The organism is Aromatoleum petrolei (assembly GCF_017894385.1).
Lineage (GTDB): Bacteria > Pseudomonadota > Gammaproteobacteria > Burkholderiales > Rhodocyclaceae > Aromatoleum > Aromatoleum petrolei.
Genome location: NZ_CP059560.1, coordinates 213177 through 227162 on the forward strand (window position 1 = coordinate 213177; position 13986 = coordinate 227162).

The window sequence follows — 13986 nt, forward strand, 5'->3', positions numbered from 1 at the left end:
CGCATTGTCGCAAACAGCGGGCGGCCCTGCTACCGGGGCGCCCTTGGCCAAGTCATCGAAACGCCCCATGGCAGGACTGCTTGGCATTTTCCTCGCCGCCATGATGGCGGGGTTCAACAACCGCGTCGGCGCATTGGCGCTGGCAGATATACGCGGTGCACTCGGTTTGGGCCTCGACGACGCCTCCTGGCTGACCACGGTGTACAGCGCCGGGGAGTTGATTGCCATGCCATTTTCGGCGTGGTTTGCCATTACGCTGACGCTCCGCCGCCTCGAACTGTGGGTGCTCGGAACTTGCACGCTGCTGGCGGTGATCCTGCCCTTCATCCACGATCTGAACCTGCTGCTGACCCTGCGCTTTCTGCAAGGCATTGCCAGCGGCACGACGATCCCATTGCTGATGATGGCGGCCCTGAAATTCCTGCCAACACCCGTTCGGCTGTATGGACTGGCGCTGTATGCGATGACCGCCACCTTCGCGCCCAATCTCTCGATCTGGCTGGCCGGACACTGGACGGATGGCTTACTCGACTGGCGCTGGGTGTACTGGCAGATCGTTCCCCTCGCCGTCGCCGCCGCATTGTTAGTGGGCTGGGGGCTGCCGCGCGAGCCCATCCAGATCGCACGCTTCAGGCAGGCCAATTGGTCGGGCATGGCATGTGGCGTACCGGCGCTCGGCATGATTGCCGTCGCACTGGATCAAGGCGTACGGCTGGAGTGGTTTCATTCGTCCTTGATCACGGTGTCGCTGATGGCTGGGCTGACCCTGCTGGCCATCTACCTGCTGTCCGAGTGGTACCACCCGTCGCCGTTCATCAAATTGCAGATCCTGGGACGTCGGAACCTGGGACTGGGCTTCATTCTGTTTGTCGTCCTGCTCGTGGTGCTGATGTCCAGCTCGCTACTGCCGGCCAACTATCTCGGGCCTCTCCAGGGCTACCGGCCCCGCCAGCTGGCGTCGATCGGTCTGACCGTCGCCTTGCCGCAACTGGTGCTGGGGCCTGTGGTCGCAGTGCTGCTGTACCAGAGGTGGGTCGATGCGCGCGTCGTGTTCGCGTCGGGGCTGTTCTTGATCGCACTCGCGTGCGTTTCCGGCGCGCAATTGACCTCCGACTGGAACCGCGACCAGTTCGTAGTGGCGCAAACGCTGCAAGCCCTTGGCCAGCCCATGGCGGTAGTATCGATGCTATTTCTCGCCACCAGCGTTGTGCAGCCCCAAGAAGGGCCCTATGTGTCCGGCGTCATCAACACGCTGCGCGCCTTCGGGTCACTGGGCGGCGCAGCGGTGGTGGGACAGCTCATGACCGCGCGGAGCCGCTTCCATGCGGAAATGCTGCTGGACCATGCTGCTCTGGTGGGTAATTCCCTCGCGCTTCCGCCCGAGCCTTCCGAAATGATGAGCATCATCGGCCAGCAGTCGCTGGTGCTGTCGGTCGCCGACGCCTATCGGGTACTGGGCGTTCTCGCACTCCTTTTGATTCCGCTCGTGCTGCGCCTGACCTACGTTCCCGCACCCGACTTGCGCGCTGCCTCGTCCCCATCTTCTGTTTCAACTTCCTCACAGGGATAAGCCTCCATGACATTACCGAAGACAGCCACGATCATCAGTGCGGCGCTGCTGCTCGCAGTGGCGATCGGCAGTGTTCTCTATCTCAATCGCGCCGAATCCAGCGGATCGACCCAGTCTACGGATGATGCCTACGTGCAGGCGGACTTCACCACGGTAGCCCCGCAGGTGTCAGGAACGGTTGACAGGGTGTTGATCGAGGACAACCAGCCGGTAAGGGAAGGGGACCTGCTCGCCACCATCGACGACCGTGATTTCGTCGTCGTGGTGACCGCGGCGAAGGCCCAGGTCGCCAGCGCCCAGGCCGGCATCGCCAGCCTGGAGGCGCGCGTGGTTCAACAGGAAACCACAATACGCCAAGCACGCGCGGCAGTTGCCGCAGACGAGGCGGCGCTTGAACTGGCCAGAGCGAATCATGCGCGTTACCGCAACTTGGCCAACGACGGTTCGGGCACCGTGCAAGCGCTGCAACAGGCCGAAGCTCAGTTGAGCATTCAATTGGCCAGCCGGGAAAAGGACCTGGCGGGCCTTGAGGTCGCCCGGCAGCAAGTGGACATTCTGCGAGCTGATCTTGGGAAAGCCAGGGCGGCTCTTGCCCACGCGCAAGCCGCCCAAGCCGCCGCAGAACTGAAGCTTTCCTATACCCGCATCACGGCACCGATCGGCGGCACGATCGGGCAGAAATCGCTACGCGTCGGTGCTTTCGTCAATGCCGGGAAACCATTGCTGGCAATTGTTCCGCTCGATGCCGTCTACATCACGGCCAACTTCCGGGAGACGCAACTCGCGCGCGTACAGGCGGGTCAAGCCGTGGATATCGAGGTCGATGCCTTGCCGGGCGCAGCGCTGAAAGGAGCGGTGGAAAGCCTGGGACCGGCCAGCGGAGCCAGCTACTCCGCCGTTGCGCCACACAATGCCACAGGCAACTTCACGAAGATCGTCCAGCGCCTGCCCGTGCGCATTCGCATCGATCCCGGTCAGCCCGCGGCGGCGAAGCTGCGCGTAGGGATGTCGGTAACACCGAAGATCCGTATCGGTGAATGACTTTGTCAAATTGCCGACGGACGCGAAACCTCTGCATGGGGTTGAAAAACGGCGATCGCTCCAGACTCCTCGCGTCATTGCGTGACCGCCTGCTCACGCGCGGGCGCCTGAGCACATTTCTCCCCGCAATGGATCGCGCCCCATTCCCGCAGCACATCGACATCGACATCCGAATACCCGGCTAAGCGCAGAACGTCGCGCGTGTGTTGGCCGCAGGCCGGCGCAGGTGTTGAAGCGAGTGAATTCGCCTGGGTGCTGTTGATCGGAAAGCCCGGCATTCGGATCTCTCCCAGTTCGGGGTGCTGCACCGCGCTCATCATCAGATTGGCGGCGACTTGCGGGTGCGCCATCACGTCCTCGTAGGTCGCGACACGGGCGCAAAGGATGTCGGCGTCCGTCAGGAGCGGGAGCCAGTCTTCGGTCGGACGCGTCCGGAAAACCTTTGTCAGCGCTTCCACCATTTCCGTGCGGTGCGCAACGCGCAGCGGCGACGTGGCGAAACGGGCGTCGGCGATCAGCTCGGACAGGCCGAGCAGTTGGCACAGGCGTTCCCATCGTGCCGGCGTGTATGCGGCAACCATGATCCAGCCGTCGGCCGTCGCAAAGGCCTGGTTGGGGGCCGAGTAGGGGGCGGCGCTGCCGGAGCGGACGGGCAGTTCGCCGTCGGCGAAGTAACTCGCGATCGACGACTGCTGCAGCGCGAGCGCCGAGTTGAGCAGATTTACGTCGAGGTGGCCGCCCTGCCCGTCCCGGTCGCGCTGCGCGAGCTTGGCGAGGATTCCCATGCAGGCGACGTAGCCGGTCATGACGTCGACTACCGGCGCCTGGACCTTGCAGGGTTCGCTGCCGGCAATGCCGATCAGACTCATCAGGCCGGAGTCGGCCTGGATGATGCCGTCGACGCCGGCGCGATCGGCGTAGGGGCCGCGTTGACCGTAGGCGGAGATCGAGCAGTAGATGAGCGCGGGATGCTCGTCCGCGAGCTGCTCGTGACCGAGGCCGAGCCGCGCCATGACGCCGGGTCGCATGCTCTCGACGACGATGTCCGCATCGGCGATCAGGCGCTTCGCGACCGCGATGCCATCCGGCGACTTGAGGTTGAGCGCGACGCCGAGCTTGTTGCGGTTGAAGGCATGGAAGAGCGCGCTGTCCTTGCCGATCCAGGCGGGCCCGAGGCCGCGGCCGAGTTCGCCTGCCGGGGCCTCGACCTTGATCACGCGTGCGCCCATGTCGGCCATGAGCATCGTGCAGGTCGGGCCGGCGCCGATCTGAGTGAAGTCGAGGACGGTCAGGCCGTCGAGAGCATTGCGTAACATCTTCATGTCTCCTGGCTGGGGATGTTGCGTTTGAAGGTTCCCTGCGCGGTGGCGACGACCACGCCCTCCGCCGTTGCGAGTTCCGCCGAGGCGAAATACAGGCTGCGCCCGGTGCGCGTGACGAGGCCCTCTGCACGCACGCGCCCCGCCGCGACCTTGTTCAGGTAGGCGATGTTGAGCATCACGGTGACGGCGTGGCCGAGCAGCCCCTGCGGGCTCTTCAGCCCGGCATAACCACAGGCGGCGTCCAGCAGCGTGGCAATGACACCCCCGTGCAGGCTCCCCTGGCGGTTGAGGTGACGCGGTTCGAGGTCGAGCTCCAGCGCGCAGCGCCCCATGTCGACGCCGACGAGGCGGACGCCGAGGTGTTCCAGCAAGGGGTTGTCGAGCGATGTCTCGAGCACCGCTGACATTCCTGTCTCGTCCCGGAGCGGGGGCGAATCCGGTTGTCGGGCAACCGGCGGGTCGATGATTGCCGCAGCCATGATCTATTTCGCCTTTGCCAGCGCGTCGCGGAATGCCGTGAGCGTCGCCGTTCCAGGCTTGCCGCGCTTGTCCAGGTCGGCCGCCCAGGCACTTGCCACCTCGTCGGCGATGCGGCCGAAGGCAGCGCCGTCGGCACCCTTGAACTCGACGAGCTGCGCGCCGGCGCTCTTGAGTTTTTCGCCCGCCGCTCGCTCCTGGGCGTCGAAGGCCGCGCAGGCGGACTGCACCGTCCGGTCGCCGGCCTCGATGAGCGCCCGCTTCGCCTCGGGCGGCAGCTTCGCCCACTTGGCGTCGCTGATCGAATAGGTGACCAGCACCGTGCCGAAATTGCTGCCCACCGTGGCGGTCTTCGTGAGCGGGGTCAGCTTGTACGACTCGACGCTGACGAAGGAGAACAGCGTGCCGTCGATGGTGCCGCGCGACATCGACTCGTAGATCTCCGGCGGCGACATGCGCACGGGGATGACGTTGAGCCGGTCGAGCGTCAGGTTCTGAGCCCCGCCGCTCGCGCGCAGCTTGGTTCCCTCCAGATCCTTCAGCGAACTGACGCTCTTCGAACTGCCAAGGACGATCTGATAGGGCGGCAGCGCCGCCACCAGCAGCGGGCGAATGCGATTCGGCTTGAACTCGTTCGTATACAAGGGACCGTCGTCCTTCGCCAGCGACCAGTACGCGCGCATCACCTGGCACGCGTTGGTCGCCGCACCCGGCAGCTCGGCGACGGCCGACAGCGGCATCTTCTCGGAGATGTAGGACGGGCCGACATACCCGATGTCAATGACGCCGCTTTGCGTCAGCGTCAGCATGTCCTTGGCCTTCCCCATCTGTTCGGCGGGGTAGTACTTGAAGACGAGGCGCCCGCCGGACAGCTCGGTGGCGAGCTTCATCCACGGCTTGGTCAGGTTCTCCGCGATGATGTGCCCGGCTGGCAGCGAATCGGCGATGCGCAGTTCGATCCTGCTTTCCTGGGCCTCACCGCGCGGTGCGAAGGCGACGAGTGGAAGGCCGAGCAGCACGACACCTGCAAGGCGCGCGGCGGGAGTAACCGACGCGGGGTGGGAATTACGATGACGGTTCATGATGGGTCTCCTCAGGGGACGATTGGCAGGCATCTCGATCGATGCTCTATTGCATGTGCGAGGGCAGCCACAGGATCAGCTGCGGAAAGACGACGAGCAGCGCGATCGCGGCAAGGTGGGCGACAACGTGCGGCGTCGTGCCGCGAAACACCTCCCCAACCGGCCGACCGGAATAGCGCGACACGATGAAGCAGTTGAGCCCGACCGGCGGCGTCACCATGCCCATCTCGGCGACGACGATGATGATCACGCCGAACCACACGAGGTCGAAGCCAAGCGATTGCACCAGCGGAACGACGATCGGCACGGTCAGGATCAGGATCGCGATCTGGTCCATGAACGCCCCCAGCAGCATGTAGCCGCACAGGAGGAGTAACAGCACGACCCAGCGCGACACGTCGAGTCCGCCGACCCACTGCACGAGGTCCTGCGAGACCTGGGTGAGCGCGAAGAAGTAGCCGAAGATGCTGGCGCCGAGCAGGATCATCACGATCATGCAGGACCCGTGGGCGGCTTTGAGAACCGCACGACGCAGCCCCTCCGCGGTCATCTTTCCGCTGCGCCAGGCCTGCAGCATCGCAACGAAGGCGCCCAGGGCCGACGCTTCGGTGGGCGTGGCGATACCCGAGTAGATGATCCCCGTCACGGCACCGAACAGCGCAATCATCGGGCCGACGATGCGCAGCAGGCGCAACCGCTCGCACAGCGGCGTCTTTCCCGACGACGGTGCCCGTGCCGGGTCCTGCCAGACCAGGAACCACACCGTACCCATGATCACGAGGGTCACCAGCAGACCGGGAATCACGCCGCCGACCAGCAGCTTGCCGATGTTGACGTCGGCGATGAGCCCATAGACGACCATCGCGATGCTGGGCGGGATCAGCATGGCCAGCGTACCGGAGATGGCCACGACGCCCGCTGCGAGTTTCGGCTCGTAGCCATGCTTGAGCATCGCTGGCAGGCTGGTCGCCGACAGGGTTGCGGCCGACGCCGTGCTCGTGCCGCAGATCGCACCGAACCCGGCTCCCGCGACGGCCGTCGCCATGCCGAGTCCGCCGCGGATGTTGCCCACCCACGCCGCCGTGGCACGGAAGAGATCGTCGGCGACGCCGCTGAGCAGCACGAATTCCGCCATCAGCATGAACATCGGGATCGTGATCAGTTCGTAGGAAGACACGATCGACAACGGCGTCGTCTGCAGCACGCCGAGCAGCGCATCTACGCCGCCGGTCAGGATGAGGCCGAGCGAACCGGCCGCCGCCATCGCGAAGCCGACGGGGGTGCCGATCGCCAGCATGAGCAGCAGCGCGGCAACAACGAGTGCGGTGGTCATTGTGCGATCTCCTCGGAGTGGCTTGCGCGGGCGGTGTCGTCGGCCGGCAGCACGCAGCGTCCCGCCAGGCCGGCCAGATGCACGACCACCTGCAGCATCAACCGCAGCACGAGCAGAATCGAACCGATCGGCACGATGATCGACGACAGCCACATCGGCCAGGCGATCGTGCCGGCCAGCACCTCGTCGTTGTTGAAGCTCTCCCACGTGCGCTCGATCCCGATGTACGCGATCAGCGAGAACAAGGTGACGCCGACCAGGGCCGTGACCAGATCGGCGCCATGCCGCAGGCGTGGCCCCATTCGCTCCTGCAGGATGTCGATGCTGACGTGTGCGTGCTGCCGATGCGCATCGGCCAGCACGAAATAGAACACGCCCGCCATCAGGTAGAGCGCGATCAGGTCGTAAGCCCATGCGAATGGGCTGTTGAACAGATAGCGCATCACGACATCGGCGCTCACCACCAACATGATCGCCAACATCAGGCCCACGGCGACCAGCGCCGCCGCGCGCTCGGTCGCCGTCAGGGTTTTGTCGATTCGCATCAACATGCTGTCTCCTCCAGGTGTTGCTTCAAGTTATCGGGATCGGTCGGTGCCCGCGGCTGGCCTCCGAAGGCCTTCGTGCGGACACCGGCCGTCCCATGAATCAAGCGTAGTGCTGCAACTTTCGGGCTTCAAACGACTAATCCGAGCCCAACGTTTGAGAAAAACTCAATCAATGGCGCGCATGCGGGAAATGGGTTCCCTGCAGGCCACGCCGCCGTGCGAAATCGCCGGCCGCAGCGTCAGCGTCAGCGTCAGCGGCCGACGTAATTCGGCCTTCGCTTCTCCGCAAAGGCCTTGCGTCCCTCCAGGCGGTCTTCGGTATCGCGCAGCACGCCCCAGTAAAGCTCCGTGAGTTGCTGCGCGTCGGCCTCGCCGAGATGGCTCGTCTGCCGCGCAAGCTTCTTCACCGCCTGCACGGCGAGCGGCGCGTTGGCCGCGATGCGCCCGGCGATCGACATCGCACGGTCCAGCAGGGCGTCAACCGCCACCGCTTCGCTGACGAGCCCGATCCGCAGAGCCTGCTCTCCACCGATCCGCTCGCCCGTCAGCACCATCTGCATGGCATGCGCCGACGGCACTGCCTTCAAGAGACGATGCAGGCCGGAAACCGCCGGAATCGATCCGACCGCGACCTCGGGCAGGCCGAAGCTCGCGTTGCTGGACGCCAGCCGAAGATCGCACTGCAGCGCGATCTCCAGACCGGCCCCGAGGCAGTGGCCATTGACCGCCGCGATGATTGGCTTGCCCACACCGAGGTCGGTGAGGTCCATCAGGCGGATGTACAGCCCCAGATCAGCCGCCCGCTCGGGCGCCTGAAACAGCGCTTCCGGGTAGCTCGCCGGCGACGTCTGCGTCCCTTTCAGGTCGGCGCCGGCACAGAACGCGCGGGTTCCGGCACCGGTCAGGATCGCGACGCGCAGGTCGTCACGGTCCCGCAGTTCGACGAGGAAGGCGCGCAGCGCGCGCAGCGAGGCGACATCGAGGGCGTTCAGCGCCTCCGGCCGGTCGATCGTGATCAGGGCCACCGCGCCCTGCGTCTCGAAACGGATACTCATGGCGCCCTCCTCACACGCTCGGCGACGACAGGCTTCGCCCGCCGCACACGTAGAGCGTCTGTCCCGTCACGTAGGACGACTTCGGATCGAGGAAGAAGGCGACCGCGTTGGCGATGTCCTCGGCGGTGCCGATCCGCTGCACCGGCACCGATTTCTGCAGCCTCGCCTGGACGTCGGGATCGAAATTGCGAAACAGCGGCGTATCGACGATGCCGGGTGCGACGGCATTCACCGTGACACCCTTGGCTGCGAACTCGATCGCCAGCGAGCGCGTGAGACTCACCACCCCGCCCTTCGCCGCCGAGTAGTTGGCTTGGCCGAAGCCGCCGAGCCATGCCCGCGACGAGAGGTTCACGATGCGCCCGAAGCCGCGCTCGACCATGCCCGGCAGGGCCGCGCGGCAGCACAGGAACTGAGAGCGCAAGTTCGTATCGACGACGAGATCCCAGTCCTCGTCGGTCATTTTCAGGAAGCGCGTGTCGCGCACCGCACCCGCGTTGTTGACGAGATAGTCGATGCGCCCGGCACGCGCGATGATGTCGCCGAACGCGGCATTGACCGCTGCCGAGTCGGTGAGGTCGACCGTGACGCCGATGACCTTCAAGCCCTCGGCGCTCAGCGCCCCGACCGCGTCGTCGAGCGCCGCGCCGTCGCGGTCGAGCAGAGCCACCGTCACTCCGTCGCGGGCGAGGCTCGTCCCGATGCCGAGCCCGATGCCGCGCGCAGCCCCCGTCACGACCGCGACATGGCCGGTGTCGAATCTGTTCTGATCCATGTCACACCCCCAGCAGATGAACCGACGACGCGGCGTGATCGACCCCAGCGATACCGCCGCCCGTGCACTGCGTCAGGCCGACCTTGGCCCCTTCCACCTGCCGTGCCCCCGCCCGTCCCTGCAGGTGCCACATCACTTCGACCATCTGTGCGACGCCGGTCGCACCCAGCGGATGCCCCTTCGCCAGCAGGCCGCCACTCGGATTCACCGGCACGCGGCCGCCGAGCCGGGTAGCCCCGGACTTCAGCAGCGCCACCGCGTCCCCGCGCGGGGCCAGACCCAAGGCCTCGTAATACAGCAGCTCCGCGATCGTGAAGGCATCGTGCAACTCGACCACATCGACATCGTCGGGCCCGAGGCCGGCCTGCTCGTAGGCCTGGCGCGCGGCGCGCGCGGTGATCTCCGCATCGAGGATGTCGTCATCGGCCTCCTCGCGGATGCCGGACACGACGACCGAGGACAGCACCTTCACGGCACGCGCCTGGTCGGGACGGCGCGTACTCAACACCACCGCCGCCGCGCCGTCGACTTGCGACGGGCAGCACTGCAGCAAGGTCAGCGGATCGGCGATCATCCGTGACGCAAGCACCTCCTCCACCGTCGTCTCGGTACGCTGCTGCGCGAACTCGTTCAGGGTGCCATGGCGCCGATTCTTGACCGCCACCGCGGCAAGATCGGCGGGCTTCGCATCGCGCTCGTGCAGGAAGCGCGTGCCGCGCATCGCATACACGGCCGGCAACACCATCCCGGCCCGGGCGTATAGGTCGGTCTTGTGGTCGTTGCGCTGCATCGGGATCGTGCCGCCGCCCAGCGTCGTCAGCTGCTCGATGCCGAAGACCAGCACCGTGTCGTACTGGCCCGCGAGCATCGCGTGCCGCGCCAGATGCACGCCGGTCGCGCCACTCGCGCAGGCGTTCTCGACGTTGTAGACGGGGATGCCCTTGAACCCGAGGTCGCGCACGATGAGCTGGCCGAGGATCATGCCGCCCAGCACGTTCGCGCAATAGACGGCCTGGATGTCACCCGGCGCGACGCCCGCGTCGTCCATCGCCTTGAGGATGGCCTGCTGCGCAAGCTCCGGCGCCAACACGCCCGGATGACGTCCGAAGGCGGTCATCGCGCCGCCGGTCATGTAGATGTTCTGCATATCGCTCTCTCGCTAGGGTTCAGGCCGCGACGGCCTCGAAGACGTAGCCGAAGTCCGCATCCGGCCGCGGCAGATAGCGGTCGCCGATCGCGGGCCGGTCCTTGCCCTGCAGGCGGCCGAAGATGCGCACCGGTCCGGGGAAATCGACATAGCCGAGCGCATACGGGCTCAGGCCGCTCTTCGGGTTCGGGTGAATCATCGTGAAGCTGTACACCCGCCCGCTCCCGCTCACCGACACGGTGGCGTGGCGTGGGGCGAGCGGCGACGCGTCGGCGACGGGTGGGAATACCCATTCGTCGCTTTCGAGATCGCGCGAAGCAAGCAAAGCAGCCGGTGAAGCGGTGCTCCACAGCGGATAAGGTTGGGCTGACACGTCGGTCTCCTTGTCGAAATTGTCCAGCTGTGCCCGTGCGGGCCAGTGACGCCATGGTTGCTTTCCGACAAAACCGCGACAATCGATAAATCGGGCGGACTTGCTTGAGCTTTACTCAAGTCAGCGCAAGCCACGATGGAACGCACCGCGGACTTCCCTGACTAAGAAATGAGGCGCTTTGCGGAGTGGTTCACGCGTCTCTTCGCGACGGGGATGAACGCATGCGCGGGTGCCGCCTCGCGAGCCCCCTCGGTCATCGGGCTGCAAGGAGGCGGAACATGGACGGAGCCAAGGACGAAAGCACGCGGCCCCCTGAAGCGGCCTGCGTGTCCATCGAGGACTACAAGCGCCTGTACCGGGCCTTGAAGACGCTGAGCGCCGGCAACCGGACGCTTGCGCGAGCGGTCGACGAAGAAGCCCTGCTACAGGACATGTGCCACGCCATCGTCGATCAGGGCGGTTACCGCATGGCATGGATCGGCTACGCGGACCGCGACGAGAGACGGACCATCCGGATGATGGCGTGTGCGGGGGCCGAGGAAGGGATCTGGGAGGTTTTCCCGCTGTCGTGGGCCGACGACATCAAGCATCCCACCGCACTCGCGATCCGCAGCGGCGCACCGCGCGTGAGCCATCTCGTGCAGGAGGATCCCGCGCTCGCATTCCTGCACGCCGAGCAGCGCAAACGCGGCTACGTGGCCGTGAGTGCCTTTCCGCTGATCATCGACGGCCAGGTGGAGGGTAATCTCACCATCATCGCCGGCGACAAGGACGCCTTCGGGAACGAGGAGGTCAACGTGCTCAGCGAACTTGCCGAGGACGTGGCGTTCGGCATCGGAGCCCTCCGCGCGCGCAATCGCCAGCAGGAGGCCGAAGCGGCCTTGCAGCGCGTGGCCCTGTACGACCCGGTGACCGATCTACCCAACCGTTCGCTGTTCCACAAACGACTCGGCGAGTTGATCGCGCGAGCGCCGCGAACGCCTCGCCCGTTTGCCGTCAGCATCGTCGCGCTCGACCAGTTCCGCGAGGTCAACGAGCTGCTCGGGGCGCAGCACGGCAACGAACTGCTGGTCCAGGCTGCGGCAATCCTGCGCCCTCTTCTCGACGACGAGGACCTGCTCGCGCGGGTCAGCGACGACGAGTTTGCAGTGCTGTGGCGCGACACTGACGCCGAACGCGCGGGGCAGAGAGCGGTCCGCGTTCTCGCGGCCTTCGACCAACCGCTCAAACTGTCCGGCTTCGCAATCGACGCGCGGCCGCGCGTCGGGATCGCGCTGTTCCCCGGCCACGGCCCCGGCCCGGACGCCCTCATGCGGCGTGCGGCGCTGGCTTCGCGCGAGGCACGCCAGAGCCCAGGCAACTTCGCCATCTTCACCGGCAACCTGGACCGTGACTGCAACCGCAACCTGTCGCTGGTCGCCGAGCTGCATCACGCGATCGCCGACGAGCAACTGCGCCTGTACTGCCAGCCCAAGGTCGACATCGCCACCGGCATCCCCTGCGGCGCCGAAGCGCTGGTGCGCTGGGCCCATCCCGAGCACGGGCTGATCGGGCCGGACCGCTTCATCAAGATGGCTGAGAAGGCCGGCCTGATCACACCGCTCACGAACTGGGTGCTGGGCGAGGCCTTTCGACAGGTCTACACCTGGCAGTCCGACGGCATCGCGGTGCCGCTGGCCATCAACCTATCCACGAGGGACCTCCTCGACTCCCGCCTCGTGGACCGCATCCGCGGGCTCTTCCTCACCTGGGGCGTCGACGCGGGGAACGTCCAGTTCGAAATCACCGAAAGCGCACTGCTGGAGGATCCGCGCGGTTCGCTCGAGACACTCAAGCGCCTCAGGGACTTGGGCGTCCACCTCGCGATCGATGACTTCGGCACCGGCTTCTCCAGCCTCACCTATCTGCAGCGCTTGCCGACGGACTCGATCAAGATCGACCAGTCCTTCGTCGGCCGCATGCTCGAGCACGAAGGCTCGGACGCGATCGTGCGCTCGACGATCGACCTCGGCCACGACCTGGGCCTCAGCGTGATCGCCGAAGGCGTCGAGGACCAGGCGACTTGGACTCGCCTGGCCGCGCTCAAGTGCGACGTCGCTCAGGGCTACTTCATCAGCCAGCCGCTACCCGCGGAGGAGTTCGCGAGCTGGCATCTGCCCGAAGACATGTTCCACGCGACGCTACACTGACTGCGGCGCCGCGGTGGCGTCCGGTGATTGGCGAGGAATCAGCAGCATCACGGCTGCGGCGAGTGCGAACGCGCCGACCTGGATCGCCAGCATCGGCACCGACGTTCCGGCATAGAGTCGCACTGTACACACCCAGGGGCGAAGCCGTCACCCGCGCGCCACGTCGTCGTGATCGGTCGACACCGCCACCGCGTGCCAGGCGGCGAGCTCGCCCTCGACGAAGCGGTTCTTCTCCGCGATCTTCGTCACCGTGTCCGTCCCCAGCGGCAGGCGCACGGGCGGCTCGGCGCTGTCGGCCAGCTGCAGGAAGGCCTTCGCGAGCCTCTTCGGATCGCCCGGTTGCCGGTGGTTCGCGCCGGCCATCAGTGCCCGCATCTCGCCGACGGTCGCGGCGTAATCCGCATGCTCGACCGCGGTCTTCACGAGCGAACTCGAATCGAGAAAATCCGTGCGGAAGAAGCCCGGCTCGACGACCGTCGCGCGGATGCCCAGCGGCGCAAGCTCCAGCGCCAGCGCTTCGGTCAGCCCTTCGACCGCGAACTTCGTCGCGCCATACACGCCCCAACCCGGATAGGCAGCATAGCCGCCGATCGACGAGACATTGATGACGTGGCCGCTGCGGGCGCGGCGCATATGGGGCAGCACCGCGCGGGTAACGTGCAGCAGGCCGAAGACGTTGGTCGCGAACTGGTTCTCGACTTCTCGGGCGCTCGACTCCTCGACGGCGCCGAGCAGCCCGTAGCCGGCGTTGTTCACCAGCACGTCGATGCGGCCGAAGCGCGCAACCGCCGCGTCGGCAGCGGCGATGGCGTTCGCTTCGTTCGTCACGTCGAGCGCGACGCTCATCACGTTGTCGTGCCGCCCGAGGACGGCCTCGACCGCCTCGGGCTTGCGTGCGGTCGCAACGACGCGGTCGCCGCGGGCAAGCGCTTCGCGAGCGATCTCCAGGCCGAAGCCGCGGGAGGCACCGGTGATGAACCAGACTTTGGTGTTGGCGTTGGACATTTTGGATTCCTCGTTCGGGTGGGTGAATGGGTCAGGCCCGGAACGAAATCTATGCCCCTCAAAGAGGGC

13 protein-coding genes are annotated in these 13986 nt (G+C 66.2%); 3 read left to right on the forward strand and 10 right to left on the reverse strand.

Annotated features, from left to right (window positions below):
- The first annotated feature begins 67 nt into the window (after positions 1–67).
- Positions 68–1570, forward strand: a complete 1503-nt coding sequence (locus ToN1_RS00915; protein ID WP_244860931.1) for an MFS transporter — start codon at positions 68–70, stop codon at positions 1568–1570.
- Between the two features lie 6 nt (positions 1571–1576).
- Positions 1577–2611 (forward strand): HlyD family secretion protein, encoded by a 1035-nt coding sequence (locus ToN1_RS00920; protein WP_169206387.1) that lies wholly within the window; start codon positions 1577–1579, stop codon positions 2609–2611.
- Between the two features lie 74 nt (positions 2612–2685).
- Here ToN1_RS00920 and ToN1_RS00925 read toward each other — a convergent pair whose 3' ends face one another.
- The 9 genes from ToN1_RS00925 to ToN1_RS00965 form a co-directional block, all read right to left on the reverse strand.
- On the reverse strand, positions 2686–3927 hold the full coding sequence (locus ToN1_RS00925; RefSeq protein WP_169206388.1) for a CaiB/BaiF CoA transferase family protein: 1242 nt from the start codon (positions 3925–3927) through the stop codon (positions 2686–2688).
- Positions 3928–3929: 2 nt separating this feature from the next.
- On the reverse strand, positions 3930–4340 hold the full coding sequence (locus ToN1_RS00930; protein ID WP_169206389.1) for a PaaI family thioesterase: 411 nt from the start codon (positions 4338–4340) through the stop codon (positions 3930–3932).
- 75 nt (positions 4341–4415) lie between these two features.
- Positions 4416–5492, reverse strand: coding sequence for a TRAP transporter substrate-binding protein (locus tag ToN1_RS00935; RefSeq protein WP_169206390.1), 1077 nt, complete (start codon positions 5490–5492; stop codon positions 4416–4418).
- A gap of 46 nt (positions 5493–5538) precedes the next feature.
- Positions 5539–6825, reverse strand: a complete 1287-nt coding sequence (locus tag ToN1_RS00940) for a TRAP transporter large permease (protein WP_169206391.1) — start codon at positions 6823–6825, stop codon at positions 5539–5541.
- On the reverse strand, positions 6822–7376 hold the full coding sequence (locus ToN1_RS00945) for a TRAP transporter small permease subunit (protein WP_210147953.1): 555 nt from the start codon (positions 7374–7376) through the stop codon (positions 6822–6824). The genes ToN1_RS00940 and ToN1_RS00945 overlap by 4 nt, the downstream gene beginning before the upstream one ends.
- 248 nt (positions 7377–7624) lie before the next feature.
- A complete protein-coding gene (locus tag ToN1_RS00950; protein ID WP_210147954.1) occupies positions 7625–8398 on the reverse strand; it encodes an enoyl-CoA hydratase/isomerase family protein in 774 nt (257 codons plus the stop codon).
- A gap of 40 nt (positions 8399–8438) precedes the next feature.
- Positions 8439–9203 carry an SDR family NAD(P)-dependent oxidoreductase gene (locus ToN1_RS00955; RefSeq protein WP_169206393.1) on the reverse strand — a complete coding sequence of 255 codons (765 nt, stop codon included), beginning with the start codon at positions 9201–9203 and terminating at the stop codon, positions 8439–8441.
- Between the two features lies 1 nt (position 9204).
- Positions 9205–10350, reverse strand: coding sequence for a thiolase family protein (locus ToN1_RS00960; protein ID WP_169206394.1), 1146 nt, complete (start codon positions 10348–10350; stop codon positions 9205–9207).
- Positions 10351–10369: 19 nt separating this feature from the next.
- Positions 10370–10723 (reverse strand): Zn-ribbon domain-containing OB-fold protein, encoded by a 354-nt coding sequence (locus tag ToN1_RS00965; RefSeq protein WP_169206395.1) that lies wholly within the window; start codon positions 10721–10723, stop codon positions 10370–10372.
- Between the two features lie 278 nt (positions 10724–11001).
- On the opposite strand from ToN1_RS00965, the gene ToN1_RS00970 reads away from it, so the two are divergent.
- Positions 11002–12912 carry a putative bifunctional diguanylate cyclase/phosphodiesterase gene (locus tag ToN1_RS00970; RefSeq protein WP_169206396.1) on the forward strand — a complete coding sequence of 637 codons (1911 nt, stop codon included), beginning with the start codon at positions 11002–11004 and terminating at the stop codon, positions 12910–12912.
- A 147-nt stretch (positions 12913–13059) separates the two neighbouring features.
- Here the strand turns inward: ToN1_RS00970 and ToN1_RS00975 are convergent, their stop codons facing one another.
- Entirely contained in the window at positions 13060–13917 is an 858-nt protein-coding gene (locus ToN1_RS00975) for an oxidoreductase (protein ID WP_169206397.1), read from the reverse strand.
- Between the last annotated feature and the right edge of the window lie 69 nt (positions 13918–13986).

What these genes read in the sequence shown, in the direction of transcription:
- ToN1_RS00945 (WP_210147953.1), bottom strand. Translation starts at nt 7,376, where the DNA reads ATGTTGATGCGAATCGACAAAACCCTGACGGCGACCGAGCGCGCGGCG.
- ToN1_RS00925 (WP_169206388.1), bottom strand. Translation starts at nt 3,927, where the DNA reads ATGTTACGCAATGCTCTCGACGGCCTGACCGTCCTCGACTTCACTCAG.
- ToN1_RS00915 (WP_244860931.1), top strand. Translation starts at nt 68, where the DNA reads ATGGCAGGACTGCTTGGCATTTTCCTCGCCGCCATGATGGCGGGGTTC.
- ToN1_RS00970 (WP_169206396.1), top strand. Translation starts at nt 11,002, where the DNA reads ATGGACGGAGCCAAGGACGAAAGCACGCGGCCCCCTGAAGCGGCCTGC.
- ToN1_RS00930 (WP_169206389.1), bottom strand. Translation starts at nt 4,340, where the DNA reads ATGTCAGCGGTGCTCGAGACATCGCTCGACAACCCCTTGCTGGAACAC.
- ToN1_RS00975 (WP_169206397.1), bottom strand. Translation starts at nt 13,917, where the DNA reads ATGTCCAACGCCAACACCAAAGTCTGGTTCATCACCGGTGCCTCCCGC.
- ToN1_RS00955 (WP_169206393.1), bottom strand. Translation starts at nt 9,203, where the DNA reads ATGGATCAGAACAGATTCGACACCGGCCATGTCGCGGTCGTGACGGGG.
- ToN1_RS00940 (WP_169206391.1), bottom strand. Translation starts at nt 6,825, where the DNA reads ATGACCACCGCACTCGTTGTTGCCGCGCTGCTGCTCATGCTGGCGATC.
- ToN1_RS00935 (WP_169206390.1), bottom strand. Translation starts at nt 5,492, where the DNA reads ATGAACCGTCATCGTAATTCCCACCCCGCGTCGGTTACTCCCGCCGCG.
- ToN1_RS00960 (WP_169206394.1), bottom strand. Translation starts at nt 10,350, where the DNA reads ATGCAGAACATCTACATGACCGGCGGCGCGATGACCGCCTTCGGACGT.
- ToN1_RS00920 (WP_169206387.1), top strand. Translation starts at nt 1,577, where the DNA reads ATGACATTACCGAAGACAGCCACGATCATCAGTGCGGCGCTGCTGCTC.